The organism is Psychrobacter immobilis (genome assembly GCF_003148585.1).
Lineage (GTDB): Bacteria > Pseudomonadota > Gammaproteobacteria > Pseudomonadales > Moraxellaceae > Psychrobacter > Psychrobacter immobilis.
In genome coordinates this window covers 37,604-61,088 of the sequence record NZ_QGGM01000007.1, presented here as the reverse complement: position 1 = coordinate 61,088, position 23,485 = coordinate 37,604, and the positions used below count along the sequence as shown (strand labels likewise).

The following is a 23,485-nucleotide window of genomic DNA, read 5'->3' as shown; positions in this document are numbered from 1 at the left end:
GCGAGGAAAACATGCGCAAGCACTACATGTCGTAGGCTCAGCAAGTTTGACGAAGCTAATCAAGCATCTAGGTTTGCGACTAGCGCAACCAAGCACGAGCGTTACGGAACATACGCATCCACGCGCCGTCTTCATCCCACTCTTCTGGTTTCCAGCTGTGGTTATAGGCTTTTAGGTTACGCTCAGGATGTGGCATCATAATCGTCACACGACCATCAGTGCTACACAGACCCGTGACACCGCCGACCGAACCGTTTGGATTGAGCGGATACGTCTCAGTTGGATGACCTTGGCTATCGACATAACGCATCGCAAGCTGACCGTGTTTGGCCATACCGTCAATCTCTGTGTTGTCTAGTGTGGCATAGCCTTCACCATGCGCCACAGCGATAGGCAAGATGCTGTCTTGCATGCCTTTGAACAGGATAGACTTGGTACGCTCGATTTTTACATTGACCGTACGCGCTTCAAAGCGAGCTGACTCGTTAGCGATGAAGCGTGGGAAGTTATCTGCACCTGGGATGAGGTCTTTTAACTGAGCCATCATCTGACAACCGTTACAGACACCTAGTGAGAAGGTCTCAGGACGGGCAAAGAAGCGGACAAACTGCATGCGTAGTTCGTCATGGAACAAGATAGAGTTTGCCCAGCCAGAGCCTGCGCCCAATACATCACCATAACTAAAGCCACCACAAGCGACTAAGCCATCGAAGTCACGTAGATTGATACGACCACTGAGTAGATCGCTCATGTGTACATCGACCGCTTCAAAGCCAGCTTGGGTAAAGCCTGCTGCCATCTCTGTCTGACCGTTGACGCCTTGCTCACGCAAGATAGCAACTCTTGGTTTGCTATTATCAGAATCAGCGCGACTATTTAAGTACGGCTCTTCAACTTTTTGATTCAAATCAAAGTTCGGCGCAGCGATTAGGCCTTGATGGCTTGCATCAGCGATTAAGTCATACTCTTGCTGTACACAGGCTGGGTTATCACGGCGACGGGCGATTTGATAGCTGACCTGAGTCCACGCTTGCTGTAATTCGGTACGGCTAAAGCTAAGAGTATCATCACCCATGAGCGTTGGCGTTTGGATAAGCAGACTGTCTTCTTCCGAGCTTTGACCCACGAGGCTGAGCATATCAGCAACGTTAAACTCTTCTGCCAATTGCATTAGAGCCGCGACGTTTTCTGGTAATACTTGGATGACTGCACCCAGCTCTTCACTGAACAGCTGACCGAGTAAGTTATCATCCGTCAATGACAGCTTGATACCTTGACGGCTGGTGAACTGCATCTCAGCGATAGTTGCCAAGAGACCACCATCACCGATATCGTGATAGGCGCTGATGACGCCTTGTGCGTTACCCGCTTGGATAAAGTTAAAGAAATCGACCAAGTCGCTTGGCTGTGCCAAATCTGGGCAATCGTTACCCAATTGGCTCAGCGTTTGCGCAAGGATTGAACCGCCTAGACGCAGCTTGCCTTTAGACAAATCAATACGGTAGAACGCGCTGTCGCCATTGATTAGCTCCGGGGTTAGCGTTTTTGCCACATCAACCACAGGAGCAAAGGCAGTAATCACCAAACTCATTGGTGATACGACTGATTTATCCGCCTCACCTGCTTCACTACTGTCAGTCCAGTTAGCACGCATCGATAGCGAGTCTTTACCGACTGGAATAGCGATACCCAATGCTGGGCACAGCTCTTCACCGACTGTATATACCGCGTCAAATAATGCTGCGTCTTCCGCATCATCGCCACATGCTGCCATCCAGTTCGCTGACATCGTGATATCAGACAACTGAGCAATGCACGCACCAGCGATGTTAGTAATCGCTTCACCAATGGCTAGTCGTGCTGACGCTTGTGGGCTGATTAGCGCAACTGGTGTACGCTCACCGATACTCATGGCTTCACCGCTCATCACCTGACCATCTAACGCCACTAAGCCTGACGCTGTCACTGCACAATCAGATACGGGCACTTGATAGCGACCCACATACTGATCACGCACGACCATACCCGTGATAGAACGGTCACCAATACTGATCAAGAATGATTTGCTAGCGACCGTTGGATGACGCAACACGTCTTTGATAGACTCAGCTAAATTGACATCGCCAAGCTCTAATGCAGGTAAGCTGCTGTCATGACGCTCAAAGCTACGCTTCATCTTCGGCGTGCCACCGAGCAATACTTGCATCGGCATATCAACTGGCTGCTCATCCAATAACGTATCGTCAACGACCAGCTGACGGACATCGGTGGCTGTTCCCAAGATAGCATACGGGCAACGCTCACGTGCGCAGATGGCATCGAATTGGGCTTCGCTTTCTGGGTGAATCGCAAGGACATAACGCTCTTGCGCTTCGTTTGACCAGATGGCCATTGGTGACATGCCGGCTTCTAATGATGGAACTTTACGCAGATTTAGTATCGCACCCATCTCGTGGTCATTGACCAGCTCTGGCATCGCATTAGAGATACCGCCCGCGCCCACATCATGCAATGACACGATAGGGTTGCCGTCTTTGCCATTATTACTCACATCGACATCACTACCCGCTAGTGCCCAGCAGCGATCTAAAACTTCTTGGCAACGACGCTCCATCTCAGCGTTATCACGCTGCACAGAAGCAAAATCCAAACCTTCATCAAGGTCACCACTATCAACCGAAGATGCTGCACCACCGCCTAGACCAATCTGCATCGCAGGGCCACCAAGGACGATTAATAAATCACCTTGCTGAATGGTGTTTTTTTCAATGAGGTTGCGCTTGATATTGCCGTAACCACCTGCCAGCATGATTGGCTTATGATAGCCGCGCATCTCGCTGCCGTCTTTTGCCGCTGAGGTATCAAGCTGAAAGCTACGGAAATAACCACACAGATTTGGACGACCAAATTCATTTGAGAAGTTGGCTGAACCGAGAGGCGCTTCGGTCATGATCTCAAGACTGGTTGCCATACGATCTGGCGTACCGTAATCCTGAGTACTCAACTGACCTGATTGCTCCCATTTTTCAGCGAGCTCTGGGATATGCAAGTGTGATACATGAAAGCCTGTTAGACCTGCTTTTGGCTTACCGCCACGACCAGTCGCGCCTTCATCACGAATCTCACCGCCCGCACCTGTCGCCGCACCCGAATAAGGGGCAATCGCGGTTGGATGATTATGGGTTTCGACCTTCATTAAAATATCGATTTCTTCTTGATGAAAGCCATAAGGATGAATTGAATTGGCATCCATCGCGTCAGTCGGGATAGGATAAAAACGTATGCCGTTAGAACCTGCCATTACCGCGGCATTGTCTTTATACGCTGACAAGATACCTTGTGGATTGGCTTTATAAGTGTTCTTAATCATTTGGAACAGTGACTTTGGCTGTACTTCGCCATCGACTGTCCATTCAGCGTTAAAAATCTTATGACGGCAATGCTCTGAGTTTGCCTGTGCAAACATCATCAGCTCAACGTCCGTTGGGTTGCGTTTCAACTCATTGACATAAGCATTGATCAAATAATCAATATCTTCGACAGATAGCGCAAAACCAAACTCTGTGTTGGCTGCTTCTAGTGCCGTACGACCTTGTCCAATAACATCGATATGATTCAGTGATGCTGGCGCTTGATCGTCGAACAATTTACTGACATCGCTCAAGTCATAGACCAAGCTCTGCGTCATACGGTCAAACAACACCTGCTCAGCGGCAGTAGACAGCTTTTCACTGATCTTGCTATCGATGGTCAGCGTATAGACAACGACACGCTCGACGCGATTGATCGCAATTTCACAGTTATTAAAAATATCGGTCGCTTTACTTGCCCATGGCGATATAGTGCCAAAACGTGGACCTACGATGACTTGTAATTGATTGCTTTTTGGGGCTTCAAGGACAGTGCTACTGTCGACAGCAAGTAAGTCTAGCGCTTTTTTATGCTCATCACCTTCTAGTTCTCGTGATAACACATACACTTGCTGGGTATGGATTTGGCTGACATTTAGCTCGGTTTTTTGCTGGAACTGACTGATGAGTTGCTGCGTCTGAAAATCGGTAAGAAACGGTTGTCCGGCGATGGTCATCATAAAGGCATAATCCGTAAGATCAAGGCATCTCTGCCATGCAAAGTAAATGGTCTGGGTATTATAACAAGAAGCCCTGTAATAAGCAGGTCAAAACCAAGATAAATTGCTGATGCTTGCTATTCAATAATAGTGAGATCTTTGCCATCGTTGAAACCCTTGTTACTTTTACAACAGGCTACTTTCACAACAGAAACTTAACAGCGATGTCGTCACAATTTTTACCTAAAGCTTATAGTCCTTACAAACCCTCACATCGCCTTACGGGCAACCTATATAAACACAAGGTCACAACTAGGTATTCTAGTTTCAGTTGTTAAGGCGATGATCGTTTTTCTCAATTCATCTTGTTTTCAATACTTGGAAAACACTTAGCCTGAATAAAAACTACTATAAACAATCAACTATTTAATCACTACAATTCAATCAAAATAAAGAAAGGGAAATTTACTATGAGTAGACAAGACCATATCAATAAAGTGCAAGAATTGGTAAAAGACATCAAGTTTGCCATGATGACAACTCGCACTCACGAAGGCCATTTGCATGCCTGCCCAATGACAACGAGCGAGACGAGCATCGGTGCAAAAGAGATTTGGTTCATCGGTGACAAGAGTACCGAAACCGTGAGTGACATTGAGAAAGATCCGCAAGTAAACTTGGCTTATGTCAGTCAAGATGCCAAAAACTATGTCTCAATTAATGGTAAAGCGGAACTGGTTGAAGACCATGAGAAATTAGACGAGCTATGGTCGCCGATCTACAATGCTTTTTATGAGCAAGGTAAAGAAGATCCAAATGTACAGCTGATTAAAGTCGTACCACACGGTGCTGAATATTGGCTCAGTGGTAGCTCGGTCGTCAATATGTTTAAGATGACTACTGCTGCCGTAATGGACGGCAAAAAAGCGACCAATCTGGGCGAAAATAACTCAGTAACGTTATAAGTTATCTAAACCAGAAATAGCAAAATTAAAAACGCCAGTGGCTAATGCGACTGGCGTTTCTTTATGCGTTATCTATTTTCTATCGATAGGCATTACTGCGGTGGTTTCGCATAACCATTGTCTGCTGGATACGCTTGCGGTTGCTTAGATTTAGGTCTAGTAGGATCATATAAGCCATAGATGACTGTACCTATTACACCTGTGTTATTGATAGAGCCTGAGCTGGTATTAGCGGCATAAGCACTCTCTGGCTTGCTAAATATAAACGAAGCTACTGAGCTTTGGCTCTTACGGAAACCTTCAATCACCAAATTATCATTTGGATTTAGCACATATCCACTGTCATAACGACTGGCAGCGCTGCCATTGAGGACATTGATTCCATCGACACTAGCGACGATTTCATAAGTGTTGTCGCTGTTATTATGATACACCAAACGGTAGGCCTGACCCGCTTGACCTTGCACGTAGTAATTGCCCGAGTCTCGATAAAGGGATAGTGCACCCGTATCTGTTTCCATCGAAAAATCCACCTTGCCCGCCAGTAGTGACATGCTATTAACCGCACGTCCATTATAAGACTTATCAGCATAACGGACTTGCATCTGCTCGATAGGCTCACTGCTCGTACGGCGCAGATCAACAGTCGTCACTTTTGAGTCGACGTCATCGCCCCACTTTGTCCCCAAACGCTCCGATTCTGCCGCGTCCTGAGTGGAACGTTCTGCAGTAGCGTCTGTTTGAATAGATTTTTCTCGCTGAATGGTTGAGGTGGATTCTTCCTGCATGTTTGAGCCAGAAGAACACCCCGTTAATAATGCCAACAATAATACGGCAACGCCCGACTGTGTCTGATGTAATGTCATGCTTATTTCCTTATTTAAAGGCCGTTTCATGATAACTCGATCAATTTTCTTGTATTTTGTTCAGGGTCTGTTGAACATTCAAATGTGGTACTGGCAGTCATTATTTTTTAGACAATATGCAGTGAAATTTTTGATGCCTAGTCATTCTAGGTTAAACAATTTCGCCATATATTGGCAAAAAAGAGTATTGCCCTGAAAGGCTGATGCTAAAATCACCCCAAACGTTGTTGCAAGCCTAGCTAAGGTCTCGACATTATCGTCGGTTTGCGCCTAGTTTGGTGCAATTTTAGCAATCAGCAGCCCTAATATTTGAATGTTCAACAGACCCTAATAATTTCGAGTATATATCAACCATACAAACAATGTCTAAGGCAAATAGGCAACATCAACCGTATTTCAAACAGACCATAAAAAACGCCAGTCGCATTAGCCACTGGCGTTTTTTGTTGTCTATGTTGTTTATTGATCATATCTGCGTTATATATTTACCCGCTTTGCTTTAGGTACGGCCAAGCCGCTTTGAGATAAATCATCATCGACCATAGCGTCAAAATAACAGCAGCAACCATGAGCACATAACCGATCGTTTCGAGCGATTCCCAATTGAGCAATAACACCGTGATGGCAACCATTTGAAACGTTGTTTTTAGCTTGCCGACATACGACACCGCCACACTGGTGCTTTTGCCCAGCTCTGCCATCCATTCACGTAGCGCTGACACCGCAATCTCACGCGAGATAATCACAATCGCGGCGATTGCCATAATAATATTGGGATGCCATTGCACCAAGATAATAAGCGCCGCCGCCACCATTAACTTATCAGCGACGGGGTCTAAAAAACGACCGAAGGCTGACATAACATTAAGCTTACGGGCAAAATATCCATCAAGCCAATCAGTAATCGCTGCAATAATAAAAACGCTAGTCAAAAGTAAATGGCGTAACAAGCTATCACTAAATTCGCTCATGCCGACCCGCGCAATCACATTGTCTGAGATAGCAGGCATGCCAATTCCCATAGCAGGTGGCCAATAAGCAATCGCGACAAACAGCGGAATCATTAAAATCCGCGCGATAGTAAGGTTATTAGGCAAGTTAAAAATACTCTTGGTATTTTGCGGCTCCTGCGTATGCAAATGCGTATTCTCAGTCATGGCAAACCCAGTTTTATATAGACATATTAATGGTAGATAGCTTAGCATTTTTCACGCAGGTCGTCATGCCATCTCTTTAGCTATTCAGTTATCGATATAGTCAGTTGAATTTAAAAATAGTCAGTTGAATTTAAAAGTAGCACAAGGCAACCGAGTGTAGATGTATAGCTAATACTTCAAGCGAGGTTAACGCAGTAATATTTTTATAGTGAAATGACTATTAAAATTAATCAATCTTTCATATATAACTACAAAACTCTGCTACGCATTTATCAATGTTAGATATGACAAGGCCAAAAGACTCATCTACTGGAGATACAATACGACGTTAATTTTCTCTCTCATGAGCTCTAAACGTAATGTCATGTAACCAAAATAGCCAAACCGCTGCTAATTGCGCTATGATAGCGATTCTAATAAAAACACTTGTACACTTAAATATGTAAGTAAATATATGCAGTTATTGAATTAATCACCACCACCCTAATATTAATTAATATAGAAAAACTCATAATAACAATAGGTCACAACCACTGCCTCTGTAGTTCCTTTACACGATCAGTTTTCCTCGGCCCACAGTTCCTCCTCTGTGGGCTCTTTTTTTGCCTGTAATTCATGCTTAGTTAAAGGTTCTTGTCATATACAAGTATGACTATCTGCAAAAATCTTTATCGTTTGATCACTAATCTAAGAAGCGGCATATTGCTTATAAGGAAAAACCCACCATAAGGTGGGCTTTTATAATACAAATGATGAGTCGGCGATGGCTTAATTAGACAAAGAAAGGTATTTAGAGCTTTACATCACTAAGTGTCATCGCCGTTATCTTAATTGGCACAGCGAATAGCCACGCAGTACCAGCAGTACAATAGAATCTGTTGTTATGATAAGACACGATTTGGGCAGTAAAATCGTTTGAATCTTGATCACACATAGCTTCTTCATCACTATTATCATCTACCGCACACCATATCTCATGGCAGCCATGCTCAAGCATTACACGAGTCAGCTCACTTCCTCTAAGCACTATATTCACCTCTAACTTCGTACTATTTTGTATATTATGTTATACGAATATAACTGTTTATTAGCAATTTGGGTAGCTTTATTTTCAATTAAAGTATTACAAATTAATACACAAATTTTCAGTTATAAGCGGCTATAGATTTAGATCATCATAAAGAAGTTCCACTTTTTTTACTGGTATGGCGCATTGCCATTCAACGCCTTCTTTACAGGAGAATTTATCATTTTCAAAAGAAATAATGTGCCTTAGCGAATCATATTCAGTGCTATCGATACTAGCCATCGCCTGCTCGTCGCTCTCATTATTGACCGCGCATAAAACCTGCTTATCCCCTCGTGCGAGCATGGCACAAGTCAGCCCACTTCCTCTCAATCTGGTACTCATAAACTATCCTCTATTTTCAACAATTTATAGATTTCTTGCTATATCATATAGATATAGAAATATCTATATAGTATTGATTTATAGTCTCTTTAGTATTTAAGTGTACATGCAGGTTAATCCGTCGCACCCATCGCTTAGTATTTTTTAACTTTAAAGGGCTCTGAAAATTGCAAAATCAAAAAGCCAACGACCGATAATATAATGGCAATCTCATAACGACCGTAAGCCACCGAAATACCGATGGCACCTGTATTCCATAAGCTCGCTGCCGTGGCAGTACCTTTTGAGCCTTTTTCATTTTTAAAAATCGCCCCACCACCGATAAATCCCATACCTGTGATGATGGCATACATGATTCTCGCTTCACCAGTAGCATCATAAATATCCATACCAACCAACATGAACGCGCATGACGCAATGGTTACCAGTGGAAACGTCCTTAACCCCGCGCCGTTGTCTTTCATCTCACGATTAAGGGCAATCGGTAATGACAATATAAAGGCGATGCCCAACTGGAAAAAATGATAGCCCATCAGCTCTAAATCTATATCGAATCCAAACATCGTTATCACCTTTTCATATTAAGAAAACACCCTTAAAGTCCAGTTTCGGATAGCGCAGTCGCTAAGTAAACTTTCGCCATCACTTTGCTTTGTTGATTGCTTCAACCGTTTGTTGCGCCATTTGATAGCAACTTTCGATATTGCCTTGTCCGCACCAATCACCACTGACAATCCATTGATGAGACTCGTCTATCAAGATGCCTAATGCTTTTTTATCACTATCAGAAACAGTGGCGGCATAGCGCCAACGATGGCAATCTATTTGGCTAGGAGCATGCTCATCATTCCAATTCAATGCTTGCTTGGCAGCTGTTAATAACTGCGCTTTGATCGTCTCCATATCGTCATCGACATGCTGCTCTGACCAGTCGTTGCGCGCATGAATAGTGACACTGGGTAGCAGGTCATCGCGAGCAGGTTTTTGGTGCTCGATAAATATTCTATCGAGTATAGAGCCATCCAGATAAGCCACATCCCAGCGTGGCGCTGCTTGAGCGCTTAACATTTTTGGTAATGTATCAAAATTATTCCATCCTAACATCAGCGTATAGCACGCCAGCATTTTTGGCTTAGAAATCTTGGCTTGCTCAGCAAAGCCGCTCTCTGCCATTAACTCTATGGTCTGACCATTTGGCGCGGTACACATCACCCAGTCAAAGTGCCCTAGACTCGCACCAGTCTCGTCAAATAGCTCAGTTTTTTTATCGTTTTGTGCCGCTATAGACCTGTCATATTGAGCCAATGGCGCAACGCGGGTTTTAAATTTTATAGTACTGTACTGCAACTCATCAGCCAGTGTACGCCCCCAACTGGTCATTTTTGGCGTACTGATATAGCGGGCTTGCGTGGTGTTCCATTGCTCCTTACTCTGAATATCGGGCGCTTGGATATCAGGCGATTGAGTATCATGATTCGCTGGTGTTAAATCGATCACCTGCGCGCACCATGGCTGTAGCAATCCCGTCTCTAACCAAGGCGTAATAAATTGCTTAAAACTTGCCGTCTTAGCCGTAAAAAACTGTGCCCCAAATGCCCATTGCCAGTTTTTGCCAGTGTGGCTATCAGTACGATATCGAGTGGCTAAACGCCCTACGCTACGTGACTTTTCAAAGACAGTAATTTGCGGTAAGGGTGTTTGCGCACTATCTTGTGCTATGTTCTGAGCAAAGGCGCGCTCTAATAATGTAGCGGTAAACAGCCCCGTCAAACCACCACCAATGATAGCGATTTTTGGTGATTCTGTAACGACAGCGGGCAAAGAGTGATTGGTCATAATGACAGCAGGCCTCATATAATGTTTGATAAAAAAGGGAGTGATAATAGTAGGAATGTTTTCGACAGTATGGTTATCGTTAGATAAGATGGTTATAGAAAGTATTGAACCTTTAAAGTTTGTTGATATCAATATCGTCTGCGTAAAAAAGCCATGCTAGTTTTCATAACATGACTTTTCTGAACGCTAATCGTCTATTTACTGAACGTGCTTTTAATCGATAATTTAGCCTACTCTCCTCGCGCAGCTTTGACTACCTCAACCAGCTGATTAATCACCGAGCTATCCGCAAGAGTAGACAAATCACCCAAACCAACATATTGTCCTGCCGCAAGGTTACGTAAAATACGGCGCATGATTTTGCCCGAGCGAGTTTTGGGTAACGCTTCAACGATATGAATAGCATCCAAATTGGCAATCGGACCAATCTCAGCGCGAACATGTCGATTCAGCTCAGCCTTTAGCGCCTCTGTCTCTTTTTCACCCGATTTCAAAATGATAAAGGCACAAACGCCCATGCCGCGAATCTCGTGCGGCATCCCGACAATGGCGGCCTCCGCTGTCGCAGGATGCGCGACCACGGCGCTCTCAATTTCTGCTGTTCCCAGGCGATGCCCTGCGACGTTAAGCACATCATCGACGCGACCCGTGATCCAGTAATGTCCATCTTCGTCACGCTGCGCCCCATCACCAGTGAAATAATAACCGGGATACTCACTAAAGTACGTCTGTAAAAAACGCTCATGGTCATTATAAATAGTACGCATTTGCCCCGGCCAACTGCTGTTAATTGCTAGGTTTCCTTCAGCAGAGCCTTCTAGCATAGTACCGTCACTATCAACAATCTCTGGTTTGATACCGTACAAAGGATTCATCGCTGCGCCCGGCTTGAGGGCGACCGTGCCTGGTATCGGTGCCATAAGGATGCCGCCTGTCTCAGTTTGCCACCAAGTATCTACAATCGGACACTTGCCACCGCCGACGACATGATAATACCAGTCCCATGCTTCGGGATTGATCGGCTCGCCGACTGTTCCGAGTAATCGCAAACTTGAACGATCAGACTCCCGCACAAAGACATCGCCCTCCTTCATCATCGCTCGAATCGCCGTCGGTGCAGTGTACAGAATGGTCACATCGTGCTTATCGATAATATGACCGATGCGTGCCCATGTGGGGTATTCTGGTACGCCCTCGAACATCACCGTCGTCGTACCATTGGCAAGCGGTGCATAGGTTGCATAGGTATGACCTGTGATCCAGCCTACGTCCGCAGTACACCAGTAGACGTCATCGTCTTTAATATCGAACACATCTCGAAAAGTAGAGAGAGCATAGGTGATATAGCCGCCCGTGGTATGCAGCACACCTTTAGGTTTGCCAGTAGAGCCAGAGGTATACAACAAAAATAGCGGGTCTTCGGCATTCATAACTTCTGGCTCGCAATGTTCTGACTCGCCATCGACCAAGTTATGATACCAAACATCGCGGCGACCACTCATCGGTACAGAATTACCCGTACGATGAACGACAATGACGTTGGTCACGCTATCAGTGCCATCCATATCTAGTGCCCGATCGACATTGGCTTTGAGCGGCGTATGCTTATTACCACGTAAGCCTTCATCAGCCGTAATGATGATTTTTGAGCGACTGTCTACCAGGCGATTACCCAAGCTCTCAGCAGAAAAGCCACCAAAGACCACGGAATGTACAGCGCCAATACGTGTACATGCCAGCATCGCTATCATTGCTTCAGGTATCATCGGCATATATAAGGTCACGCGATCGCCTTTTTTGACCCCAAGCTTACGCATGGAATTACCCAAGCGACAGACCGCTTGATGCAGCTCTTTAAAGGAGATGATTTTGTGCAGTGAAGGGTGATCACCCTCCCAAATAATAGCAGGCTTGTAAGGATTTTTTTTGACATGTCGGTCAAGACAGTTGACAGAGATATTCAACTCGCCGTCCTCAAACCATTTTATGCGAAAATCATCCAAATCATAGTTAACATTGCTGATTTTGGTCGGTTTTTTTATCCAATCGATCAGCTCGGCACGCTTCGCCCAAAAAGCATCATTAGCCTGAGGTGATTCGATAGATTTTTCGTAGTCTTCGCGATATTGTTCAGCGGTAGTATTGGCAGCAGCGATAAATTCGGCCGCAATGGGGAATGATTTTTGAGTCATCGTATTTGTCCTTTTTAATTATTATGACCTGCACGCATAACGGTCGAAAACGACTGCCTGTACAGGTGATAAGGGTCATCTTCCATAATGTGTGACACTCATGGTTAGTTTGACAAATAAGCAGAACGGTTGCAAGGTATCAAAAGCCATTCATAACAATATGCCTATATAGCGGTATACTTGCTCACCCATGATAAAATTTATTGACGAGGTGTGGTTTTGCATCTACTCGCTATTGGTATTGGTATTGGTATTGACTAACTTAAAACATGTTTTGATTTTGGCATAAACTTTTATTTTGGTATAAATAAAGGCATCACCGTCCAGATATCAGATAATGATATGACATTTAACCCTTGTAACCTTGTATGAAATATGGACAATAGCTACACGCGAGATACGACGCCAAAATACACCCTTCACCAAACCCTCTTATTGACCTGCTGCTATAAAGATAAGCAATCGACTCTATTGTTGATTCGATAACGGATTTGGTGGCTGGTTTTTAAACCTATTATTTTATGAGACTACCATGAGCAATCACCGCAATGCATCACAATACACCCACTATGATGTCATCATCATCGGCGCTGGCGCGTCAGGGCTATACTGTGCGCTCACAGCGGGTCGCCGTGGTCGCCGCGTACTGGTATTAGACCATGCCAATAAAGCGGGCAAAAAAATCCTCATGTCAGGTGGTGGACGCTGCAACTTTACCAATTATTATGTGGAGCCTGAGCACTTTATCGGTGCCAATCAACATTTCTGTAAATCCGCGCTCAGTCGTTATCCCAGCTGGGAATTTATTGGTATGGTGGCAGCACATAAGATCCCTTACCATGAGCGCGAACATGGTCAGCTATTTTGTGATGATTCAGCGCAAGATATTTTGACCATGCTCCTCGCGGAATGTACGGCAGCTGGTGTACAAGTAAAGCTAAATGCGCAGATTGACAGTGTGCAAGCTATCGAAAACGGCAAGAACGCCAAATTTGAATTACTGACCAGCAAGCAGCTTAGTAAAAAAGAAAAGCAAGAAAGAAAAGAATCCGCCAATCAAACCAAACTGCCGCAAATAGGCTACCGCTGTGAGTCACTCGTGGTCGCTACTGGCGGACTGTCTATTCCAACGATGGGAGCCAGTGGTTTGGGATATGAATTGGCGCAGCAATTTGGGCACACGCTGATTGCAACCGATGCCAGCTTAGTGCCTTTTACCTTTACGGATAAAACGGGTGAGCTTATTCGATCTTTGGCTGGTATTAGTTTGCCAGTCATCGCTAGTAATGAGCGCATCTCTTTTAAATTGTCTATGTTGTTTACCCATCGCGGACTGTCAGGCCCTGCTATGCTACAACTATCAAACTATTGGCATACTGGCGAGACCATTAGTATCAACCTGCTGCCAAATATCGACATGACAGCGCTGCTCCTTGCGCACAAAAAATCGCACCCAAAGCAACTGATTCGGACGGTCGTCGCGGATTATACCGATAGTGGCGATGACAGTAATAAGCTACCAAAAAAGCTGCTTGCCGCGCTACAAACGCACCTTTGGGACGATATCAAAGACACCGAACTTGCCAATATTAAAGATGAGCGGCTGACGGAGCTTGGCGCGACTTTGAATGGTTGGCAGCTCAAACCCTCTGGTACAGAAGGCTATCGTACCGCTGAGGTGACTCGCGGTGGCGTAAAAACTGATGAAGTTTCCTCAAAGACCATGCAAAGTAACATGCAGGAGGGCTTATACTTTATCGGTGAAGTGCTGGATGTTACTGGTTGGCTCGGCGGTTATAACTTCCAATGGGCATGGGCCAGTGGCTTTGTCTGCGGTGAAGTGGTTTAGCCTCATTTAATCATAACGATTTGGCATTGCTTAATCATAAACAGTGCTTATCAGCAGTGTTTACAGACAGCACTTATAAACAGCATTTATAAACAGCACTTATAAACAGCGCCATGGCTAAATGCCCACCACGCTCTAATGAGATATCCCTATTTTTATTCTACTTAAGTTGCCTTTTATCGACATTAGTCCTTGATAAATTATTAAAATAAACACAATATAGGTAGCTATAAATGTAGCGTAACTTAACAGAACTTCTTTATTGAAAAACATGTTTCGTCTGACGAGGTAATAAATGCGTCCTATTAAAAATATTCATGGTGATAAAGCGCCGCACTGGGTAGGTGACGGCTTTTATGTAAAGACCTTAATCAACCATCTTGACGATAACCCTCATTTTAATTATAGCCATACCGACCCTTTTTTATTATTCGATTATGGCAAACCAACAACCTTTGATCCGAACCCCAATTATAAAACACAGCCGCATGGAGTCGGACAGCATCCACACAAAGGCTTTGAAACCGTCACTATCGCCTACGAAGGTGAAATCAGTCATGCCGATTCAGTAGGCGGGCAAGGGATTATTCAAAAAGGCGATGTGCAATGGATGACCGCAGGTCGTGGCATCATGCACGAAGAGTTTCATTCCGAGGCTTTCGGTCAACGCGGTGGCGTCTTTAGTATGGTGCAACTGTGGGTTAACTTACCAAGTGCGCACAAACTGACCGACCCAAACTATCAAAGCATCAAACGGGCAGATCTGCCTATCGTTGAGCTGATCGACAGCAGCACTCCTAACCACCAAACGACGATTGGTAAGGCGGCTATCATTGCTGGTGCATGGCAAGAAATCACAGGCGCGGCAAATACCTTTACTCCGATTAACTTATGGGATATTGAACTGCATACTGCGGGTGCGACGACGTTAAAAGTGCCCAACACCCACAATACGCTACTGCTGGTACAAGAAGGTGAACTACTGGTCAATGGTACGTCAGTCAGTGCCGGTAATTTGATTCAATTTGATGCGCCAACTCAGCACCGCACTGATGGGCAAGCTCAGCAAACACTGGCTACTGATAACATTGAGCTGCATTATCCTGCTACCGAAAATAGCGAGCAAGCACCAGTCAAGCTTTTACTATTGAGCGGCGAACCTATCGGCGAACCAGTCGCAGGTTATGGACCCTTTGTAATGAACACCCAAGAAGAGCTCCGCCAAACATTTCGGGATTACCAAACGGGTAACTTTGTTAAATAGTTAAAATACAGGCATCAAAAAGCCACCTGACGGTCTGCGTCAGGTGGCTTTTTATTATGTGCTTATGTATCGGCTAACGGTGAGGGTGTTTTTAACACACCCTAAGGTTAGCTAATCATAAGGGCAGCTGATTATCCATTATGCTTGGTTAAGGAATGGATAATCGGTATAGCCTTCATTGCCACCACCATAAAAACTCTCTGGATGCTGCTCATTGAGCGCCGCCCCTTCTCGGATACGCTCAACCAAATCAGGATTGGCGATATAATCACGGCCAAAAGCAACCGCATCGATATAGCCTTCCTTGATATTTTTCTCCGCTTTTTCAGCAGTATAGCCACCAGCAGCGATAATCATATTATCAAAAGCATCACGGACACGCTGACGGAATGCATCACTATAAGGCGTACCACCTGCCCAATCAGGCTCAGAGATATGCAAATACATCAGACCACGCTTGTTGATCTGTTCAACTAGCCAGATGTTTTCGTCTTCGTTGTAGCCTGCTTCTACATTGTTAAACGTGCCAAGTGGCGAGATACGAATACCCACATGATCAGCATCCCACGCATCAATACAAGCATCGATGACATCAAGAGTCAGACGCGCACGATTCTCACGGCTACCGCCATACTCATCATCACGCTGGTTGGTTTGCTCAACCCAAAACTGATGCAATAGATAACCGTGTGCACCATGAATCTCTACCCCATCAAAGCCTGCTTCTTTAGCATTTTTGGTCGCTTGGGCAAAATCAGCGATGACTTGCTTAATCTCATCAAGTGTCGCTGGACGTGGCGTGGTCGCTTCAACACGGATGGCGTGATTATTGCTATCACGCAATGACGTACGCACACCGACATGCACATCAGACGCTGAAATCGGCGCTTTGCCATCAGGCTGCACGCTTTCATGCGCGACCAATCCTGTGTGCCATAGCTGTACGACAATTTTACCACCTTTGGCATGGACATTATCAACGATGGTTTTCCACGCAGTGATTTGATCTTGAGTATGGATACCGGGCGCGCCAGCGTAGCCTTTTGCCTGAAAAGATACCTGCGTCGCTTCAGTAATAACAAGCCCAGCACTCGCACGCTGTGAATAATACTCTCCAGCAAGTGCCGTCGGTACATCACCAGGTTCGATCGAACGCAGACGTGTCAACGGTGCCATGATGATGCGGTTTTTTAGGGTTTGCGTACCCATTTTTACGGGTTCAAATAAATTATCGTGTGCCATAAAAAGCCTTATTTGTTGTTATAAAACCATAATGATTGGTTTGTTATTAATGAATAAATAGCGCGCTCATTTTTCAATACGCTATTTATAATCCGTAGTCTTTATAGGGGGCAAACGTGATAATTCCAAGGAAAAATGACCAATAAAAATATCAATATGGCATTATATCGGTATTGATAATACTCATTATTCAACGCCTCTTATCAGCCTATTAAGCGAATGGCTTTAATCATTTAAAAACATAAATGGCAAAACAATATTATTTATCAATAGCATGTACTCATAACCTCTCAGTCAAAAGTCTACTTGGGGCATGTTGAACAATGACCCAATCAAGATTTTTACAACTTGAGCATCTTTTTAATGGACAACTCTAAAGACAAGTAAGTGCCAAACAATATCACCATCGAGCCGATGATCGCAGGTGTGTCCAATGCTTCACCAAGCAATAAGTAACCCAATATAATCGCAAAAATCGGAATCACCAAGGTAATACTGGTTGCACGCATAGGACCAATACTTTTTATCAATTGATTCATAAAAATCAAGGCAATGGCGGTTGAAAATACGCCAATACAAATGACAGAAACCCAAGCAGTAAGGCTAATGCTTTTACCATATGGGAATTCGTAGACTGCTATCGGCAACATGATAATACTGGCAATGATGAGCGAACCTGCGGTAATAGCGACTGGTGAGACATTGTATAAGTAGTTTCTAGTGATATTGGCACCGACGGCATAACCGACACAGGCCAATAACGCATAGCCCATTGGTAGCAACCCTGAACTTGACTCAGCGCCCTGCCCGCTACCGCCAAATAAGTTTTCACTCATCAAAATAATCACACCGATAACACCGATGACTAAACCGAGAAGTTGTGTTCTTGACAGTCTGTCTTTAAAAAAGGTACTGGCGATGAAACCGCTCATCATTGGCACAGACGCATTGAGCACCGCCAACACCCCTGCGTTTACCGAGCGCGCTGAAAAGGCAAACAGGATAAAGGGAATAGCCGCAGAAAATAATCCAACCAGCATCAACACTTTCCAATTATCCCGTATACCCTCTCTATTTTTTGGGCTGATTAAAACAAAAACCAGCATGGTCAGCCCAGCCAAGACCACACGAAGGCTCGCAAAAGCTAACGAGCCAAATTCAGGCACGCCGATACGATAAAAAATAAAAGACAGCGACCACATAAAGGATAAGGTGATAAAAATAATGAGGTCGCGGTTAGACATGGGGTGATCCTATCAAGCGTTAGACGATTGCTCCTTACTTATAAAATGGCTATTTATGAACTTCTCGTTATGAAATGATTATTAGCAGACATTCATCATAAAAGCGCAGTTATAAAAGGCTCAGTCGTAAAAAGTATCGTGTGATAAAAAACCTCGATGATAACTTTTTAATTGCTCGATTGATGTTGTATTTTCTGTATTTATCGCTGATTTCTTCTACAAATTCACTTTATCCAAAATAAAGTCAATATCTTTATCGCCGCGACCTGACAAATTGACCAAAATCGTCTCATCCGCTGACATATCTTTGGCGATTTTCATCGCATAAGCAATGGCGTGTGCCGATTCTAACGCTGGGATAATACCCTCAAGACGTGATAGCGCCATAAAGGCTTGTAAACATTCTGCATCAGTCGCTGACTCATAGGTAGCAAGCTCTAAATCTCGCAGGTGTGAATGCTGTGGCCCAACCCCCGGATAATCAAGCCCTGAGGCAATCGAATGTACCGGTGCGGGGTCGCCTTTTTCATCAAGCAGCACGTAGCATTTAAAGCCGTGAATCTCGCCTTTGACGCCCAGTGACATCGTCGCCGCATGGTTAGGCGTATTTAAGCCCTCACCCGCTGGTTCGACGCCAATTTTTTCTACCTCGGCATCATCGAAAAAGCCGCTAAACATACCAATCGCATTCGAGCCACCGCCGACACAAGCGACCACTTTATTAGGCAGCTTACCCGTCGTCGCTAAGAACTGCGCCCGTGCTTCATGTCCGACCACTGACTGAAAGTAGCTGACCATTTCAGGATAGGGCGCAGGCCCCAATGCCGAGCCAATCGCAAACATGCTAGTATCAAGCTCATTCAAATAAGTCTCAAAAGCGCTATCGACTGCTTCTTTTAGCGTCCCTGCGCCGCGTGAGACTGGCACGATATTGGCACCCAAAATCTTCATCCGGCTGACGTTTGGATGCTCTTTTTTAATATCGACTACGCCCATGTGTATCTCACACTCTAGCCCCATCAAGGCCGCTGCCGTTGCCAATGCGACGCCATGTTGCCCCGCGCCCGTTTCCGCAATGACCTTTCTTTTGCCTAATTTTTTGGCTAATAATACTTCACCTAAGCAGTGATTAATCTTATGCGCGCCCGTATGATTTAAATCTTCACGCTTAAAATAAATCTGTGCGCCGCCGCAATGCTCCGTCAAACGCTGCGCATGATAAATGGGGCTTGGACGACCAACATAAGTCTCACGTAAGCGCTTCATCTCTTTGATAAAGTCGTCGTTTTTGATAATGTCACGAAAGCCTGCCTCAATCTCACTCATGGCTTTAGCAAGCTCTGGGTGAGCAATTTTGCCACCGAATTCACCATATAAACCCTCGTTATTTGGCAAGATAGATTGATGTAATCCGTAGCTCATGGCGGTATTTTTCGTTGTCATAGATAAGCCTTATTGTTTTAAATGGCGTATGAATATTGGCATTTTTGCCGAATTATTTAGCTTTTTAAGGATAAGAACAATCAAATGTATTTGTGTTCTAGTACATTGAAACAAGATGATAAGCGAAATTATCTATTCGGTCAAGTTTACGCCTTACTCTAAAAACAATTTGCTAAGTAACTGGCTAAGCCATTGACTAAAAACTGGCAAGAATAATCGATGAACGAAAGCCCGATTTATCTATAAGTATTATAGCAATCGTGTGACTGAAGTAATAACGCAACCTATGTTTTCTAATATGATGCTCGCTTGGCTTAGCGCACCTTTGCGGTCGAAAGCTAATATTATTCAAATCGGGCTTTTTTAGCTTAAATATCAAATTAGGATACACCATGCAACGTCGCCAACTGATTAAAGCCATGGGTTTAAGCTTAGGCGCTATCAGCACCTCCGCTGCGGTGAGTGGCTGCCAAACGCTTGCCAAGCAGCCAAAACTACCAAGCAAAATTACTCAAGCTGGACACTTCCCCAATATCATCGTCGGTAGTGGCTATGGCGGCGCGGTATCTGCGCTACGATTAAGCGAAAAAGTTCATAAAGTATTGATACTTGAGATGGGTATGCGCTGGGATAGAACGCCCGAACATAATACCTTTTGCAAAATGATTAGCGCCGATAAACGCTCAAGTTGGTTTAGCAATATGCCAAACGCCCCTATCCCGATTCCAATTCCTATCAGAAAATACCCGGGAGTTTTGGATTTAATCGAATACGACGAGATGAAAGTATTCGCAGGGCGTGCTTATGGCGGCGGCTCTATCGTCAATGGCGCGATTGCCATTCAGCCAAGACGCTCGCATTTTGAAGAAGTGTTTCCTTGGGTTGATTCTGATGAGATGTACGATACTTATTTTCCCCGTGCCATGAAAAATCTGAAAGTTAGCCAAATCCCTGAGTCATTTTTTAATGAGTCCGAGCATTACGAATACACTCGCGCTGCTGAACGCCAAGCAGCAAAAGCCGGACTAAAAACCGAGTTCTTTGGTAATAGCTACGATTTTGACTATATGCAAAAGGAAGCGCGCGGCGAAGTCTATAAATCTGGCCTTGGAGGTGAAGTTATCTATGGCAATAACGCGGGTAAGTTTTCACTGGATTTAACCTACTTAAAAGACGCTGAAGCCACGGGCAATGTCACGGTCAAAACCTTGCGCAAAGTTAATAGCATTCAAGCGCTCGATAACGACCAACTGCGTTTAGAAGTCCATGTCATCAATAAAACTGGCGGCATTGATAAAGTGGAGCATTACACTTGCGATAAGCTCTTCCTTAATGCTGGCAGTACGGGCACTTCAGAGTTACTGCTTAAAAGCCAAGCGGAAGGCAAGCTTAATAACTTAAACGAGCATATTGGTCAACATTGGGGGCCAAACGGTAACATCATGACGGGACGCAATTTCGTCCACGCGGCTGGCACGACCCAATCTACTATTCCAGTCAAGGGCATCAATATGTGGGACGGTGATAGAGACGGCTCGAAGTACAAAATCTTTGCCGAACTCGCGCCCTTACCACTAGGACTTGAGACGTGGACGACGCTCTATCTCGCCATCACTGACAATCCAGAACGTGGCAACTATTACTATGATAAAGCCAGCAAAACCGTCAAACTAAATTGGAAACGCGAGCAAAATAAGTATTCAGTAAATGCTGCCAAAGAGCTGTTAGATAAGCTAGCCAAAGTAAATGGCGGCTCTACTTCAAGCCTTTTATTTACCAAAGGCTTCGGCGATAACTTCTGCTATCACCCACTCGGCGGCTGCGTATTAGGCAAAGCGACTGATGAGTTCGGTCGCGTCAAAGGGCATAAAAATATCTACGTGCAAGATGGCGCGTTAATCCCCGGTAGCGCTGGCGTCAATCCATATGTATTTATCACAGGACTTGCTGAGCGTAATATGGCGGCTATTTTGAAGGAAGATTTTGGGTAGGGTTTAGTAGGATTAAAACGCTTTTTAGGAGCGTTTTTTGGGTTTGATGAATTTGACCTTGCTACCCACTTCTATCTGCTCATGTGAGAGATTGTTTATTGAAGTAAATGATCGATATTATATGATGCTTTATGCTATCAGCAAATTATCCAACACACTTTTATTAATGACCAGTTTACGTATACCATTAAAAGCAAGCACGTTACCTTCTAGCATCGTCCTGTATTTTTTGTTTGTTATAGTACTTTATCTTCTACTAGGATGAATACGTTCTTTTAGAATCTTAGCTAAATCTTCAACAGATAATGGACCAAAATTCATAGTTTCTTGTATTTCTTTAAACATATTAAGCATTCTTTCATGACCATCTAAAGAAGGAAAATGTGAGTTGAAGTTTCGACCTTTAAACTCTTCAAATCGATCCAATTCATTTACAATGAATGATGCTATCCCCATATAAGATGATTCATTATTACCATCGAAGCCAGGGAACTTAGGATTCTCACCAAATGGCTTAGCAACAGTTTCCTGTAAGTATTCTTTTTCTTTTTCTGAAAGTTGTTCATAGCTATATTCTATAGAGCTCCACATACCTAAAATATCAAGAACTTCTTTAACAATCTCTGGATCGTCTTGATCTTCAAAAGGTATTCCAGAATACTTCCAAGGTATCGCCCAGATATTGTTACTAAAGATTGCAGAGCGAATAAATTCTGACTCAATTTCTCCATTAATTTCTAATCGATCATATAGCTCACTAAGCATTAAAAGTATAAGCTTTTCACCATCTGAAATTTTCATGATATTTACCAAATTTATTTAGCTGAAACAGGATACTCTCGCTGCTCATCAGCGAGATCTTTAACAAAAGGCATAAAGCTATTTATCTTATAATATATGCGCTTTCCTACATTTTTTATGACTTCAGGACTGGATGCTTCTGATAGATCCTCAATATCTTTTTTCAACTCATCGCATAGTAAACTAGCCTTGTTCACGAAATCATTAGAAAAGTTTGAGCTTTGCTCATTAATAAACCTTGCATACTCTTCAACATCCTTTGCAATACTATGAAAATCAATACCTTTAAGATTTTTCGTATTGCATGAAGGTCCTATTCTTGAAACGACAGATAATATTCTATCTGTTTGTGCATGAACCTTTGACACTTCACCTAATCGTCTTCGATCAATCATTTCGTTTCTAGCTTCCTCTGCTTTAGAGGCTGATGCAGCGGCTTTCTTCGCTTCCAAGAATGCCCATACAGCAGCTCCTATAGATGCAACCGAACCAAATATCGATAATAAGCTTTCCATCTATACCTCGAATTTCCTTTACACTTCACTAACGCAATATCTAACAGAATAATACTAGCGAGAATATATGGTTTTTTATGTTGCAAGAGATCGTTATATACTTTTCCACTCATTCATTCTTTGTCGAGATATTTCTACTGCACTCTCAGAGAATAGTTCAGGATAGCGAAGTATTACTGCTTCGAAAGCATAGGCTTCCAAGCCCATCTCTAATAATGCGGTATAACCTTTTGTCTCAGATTTACGATCAACAGCGCGCTCGACAGCATTAATTATTCCGTATTTTTGAATCATTGGCCAAGTTCTAGATGCGCGTGTTTTCTTACCATTTTTGGCACTTAGCACCTCTTCATAAGCATAGACTGCTTTTATAGCTTCTTTCTCTGCCGACGTTTCAGCACCATGATTTTCAGCTTTTAAGTGAATAGCTCGTTCTTTTGCTTGTTTTACCAAATCTTCTCTGCCTGCATTCAAAGCATTTTTAGCAAAAATCTCACATTTCTTAGGAGTGTCTAAGTTTTTTATCCTTTCATTCATAACCAAACCTCTTCTTATGCATCAGTTAGCTGGTTTGAACCAATGCTATTTGTTACTTAATATCAGTCGTAATCATAACAGAAAGACTAAAAATAAGTTAACT

At 43.9% G+C, this 23,485-nt stretch carries 18 protein-coding genes; 4 read left to right on the top strand and 14 right to left on the bottom strand.

The window, feature by feature from the left end:
• Nucleotides 1–79: 79 nt before the first annotated feature.
• Nucleotides 80–4,090, bottom strand: a complete 4,011-nt coding sequence (purL, locus tag C8D84_RS07375) for a phosphoribosylformylglycinamidine synthase (protein ID WP_109591147.1) — start codon at nucleotides 4,088–4,090, stop codon at nucleotides 80–82.
• Between the two features lie 449 nt (nucleotides 4,091–4,539).
• Here purL and C8D84_RS07370 point away from each other — a divergent pair, with 449 nt between their 5' ends.
• A complete protein-coding gene (locus tag C8D84_RS07370; protein ID WP_109591145.1) occupies nucleotides 4,540–5,034 on the top strand; it encodes a pyridoxamine 5'-phosphate oxidase family protein in 495 nt (164 codons plus the stop codon).
• A 92-nt stretch (nucleotides 5,035–5,126) separates the two neighbouring features.
• Here the strand turns inward: C8D84_RS07370 and C8D84_RS07365 are convergent, their stop codons facing one another.
• The 7 genes from C8D84_RS07365 to acs form a co-directional block, all read right to left on the bottom strand.
• Nucleotides 5,127–5,900, bottom strand: a complete 774-nt coding sequence (locus C8D84_RS07365) for a hypothetical protein (RefSeq protein WP_109591143.1) — start codon at nucleotides 5,898–5,900, stop codon at nucleotides 5,127–5,129.
• Nucleotides 5,901–6,385: 485 nt separating this feature from the next.
• Complete coding sequence (gene pgsA, locus C8D84_RS07360; RefSeq protein WP_045443785.1) at nucleotides 6,386–7,057, bottom strand: CDP-diacylglycerol--glycerol-3-phosphate 3-phosphatidyltransferase; 672 nt, start codon at nucleotides 7,055–7,057, stop codon at nucleotides 6,386–6,388.
• A 790-nt stretch (nucleotides 7,058–7,847) separates the two neighbouring features.
• Nucleotides 7,848–8,084, bottom strand: coding sequence for a hypothetical protein (locus C8D84_RS07355; RefSeq protein ID WP_227675952.1), 237 nt, complete (start codon nucleotides 8,082–8,084; stop codon nucleotides 7,848–7,850).
• Nucleotides 8,085–8,216: 132 nt separating this feature from the next.
• Nucleotides 8,217–8,468, bottom strand: coding sequence for a hypothetical protein (locus C8D84_RS07350; protein ID WP_109591141.1), 252 nt, complete (start codon nucleotides 8,466–8,468; stop codon nucleotides 8,217–8,219).
• Between the two features lie 134 nt (nucleotides 8,469–8,602).
• Nucleotides 8,603–9,031: an MgtC/SapB family protein gene (locus C8D84_RS07345; RefSeq protein ID WP_109591139.1), complete on the bottom strand. Its 429-nt coding sequence runs from the start codon at nucleotides 9,029–9,031 to the stop codon at nucleotides 8,603–8,605.
• Between the two features lie 79 nt (nucleotides 9,032–9,110).
• Complete coding sequence (locus C8D84_RS07340) at nucleotides 9,111–10,304, bottom strand: NAD(P)/FAD-dependent oxidoreductase (RefSeq protein WP_109591137.1); 1,194 nt, start codon at nucleotides 10,302–10,304, stop codon at nucleotides 9,111–9,113.
• 230 nt (nucleotides 10,305–10,534) lie between these two features.
• On the bottom strand, nucleotides 10,535–12,496 hold the full coding sequence (gene acs / locus C8D84_RS07335) for an acetate--CoA ligase (RefSeq protein ID WP_109591135.1): 1,962 nt from the start codon (nucleotides 12,494–12,496) through the stop codon (nucleotides 10,535–10,537).
• Nucleotides 12,497–13,028: 532 nt separating this feature from the next.
• Here acs and C8D84_RS07330 point away from each other — a divergent pair.
• Together C8D84_RS07330 and C8D84_RS07325 are read left to right on the top strand one after the other, a co-directional pair.
• Nucleotides 13,029–14,345: a BaiN/RdsA family NAD(P)/FAD-dependent oxidoreductase gene (locus C8D84_RS07330; protein ID WP_109591133.1), complete on the top strand. Its 1,317-nt coding sequence runs from the start codon at nucleotides 13,029–13,031 to the stop codon at nucleotides 14,343–14,345.
• 295 nt (nucleotides 14,346–14,640) lie between these two features.
• Nucleotides 14,641–15,609, top strand: coding sequence for a pirin family protein (locus C8D84_RS07325; protein ID WP_109591131.1), 969 nt, complete (start codon nucleotides 14,641–14,643; stop codon nucleotides 15,607–15,609).
• Between the two features lie 138 nt (nucleotides 15,610–15,747).
• On the opposite strand, the gene nemA is transcribed toward C8D84_RS07325, so the two are convergent.
• From nemA to trpB, 3 genes are all read right to left on the bottom strand, one after another.
• The gene (nemA, locus tag C8D84_RS07320) at nucleotides 15,748–16,851 is read right to left on the bottom strand and encodes an alkene reductase (RefSeq protein ID WP_109591129.1); all 1,104 of its coding nucleotides are present in this window, start codon (nucleotides 16,849–16,851) and stop codon (nucleotides 15,748–15,750) included.
• A gap of 341 nt (nucleotides 16,852–17,192) precedes the next feature.
• Nucleotides 17,193–18,095 (bottom strand): DMT family transporter, encoded by a 903-nt coding sequence (locus tag C8D84_RS07315; protein ID WP_109591127.1) that lies wholly within the window; start codon nucleotides 18,093–18,095, stop codon nucleotides 17,193–17,195.
• Nucleotides 18,096–18,311: 216 nt separating this feature from the next.
• Nucleotides 18,312–19,517 (bottom strand): tryptophan synthase subunit beta, encoded by a 1,206-nt coding sequence (gene trpB / locus C8D84_RS07310; RefSeq protein WP_228244514.1) that lies wholly within the window; start codon nucleotides 19,515–19,517, stop codon nucleotides 18,312–18,314.
• A gap of 413 nt (nucleotides 19,518–19,930) precedes the next feature.
• On the opposite strand from trpB, the gene C8D84_RS07305 reads away from it, so the two are divergent.
• Nucleotides 19,931–21,529 carry a GMC oxidoreductase gene (locus C8D84_RS07305; protein ID WP_109591123.1) on the top strand — a complete coding sequence of 533 codons (1,599 nt, stop codon included), beginning with the start codon at nucleotides 19,931–19,933 and terminating at the stop codon, nucleotides 21,527–21,529.
• A 246-nt stretch (nucleotides 21,530–21,775) separates the two neighbouring features.
• On the opposite strand, the gene C8D84_RS07300 is transcribed toward C8D84_RS07305, so the two are convergent.
• The 3 genes from C8D84_RS07300 to C8D84_RS07290 form a co-directional block, all read right to left on the bottom strand.
• Nucleotides 21,776–22,330, bottom strand: a complete 555-nt coding sequence (locus C8D84_RS07300; RefSeq protein ID WP_087814528.1) for a YfbU family protein — start codon at nucleotides 22,328–22,330, stop codon at nucleotides 21,776–21,778.
• A gap of 14 nt (nucleotides 22,331–22,344) precedes the next feature.
• Nucleotides 22,345–22,845, bottom strand: a complete 501-nt coding sequence (locus C8D84_RS07295) for a hypothetical protein (protein WP_087814527.1) — start codon at nucleotides 22,843–22,845, stop codon at nucleotides 22,345–22,347.
• Between the two features lie 93 nt (nucleotides 22,846–22,938).
• Nucleotides 22,939–23,382, bottom strand: coding sequence for a hypothetical protein (locus tag C8D84_RS07290; protein WP_087814526.1), 444 nt, complete (start codon nucleotides 23,380–23,382; stop codon nucleotides 22,939–22,941).
• Nucleotides 23,383–23,485 lie beyond the last annotated feature (103 nt).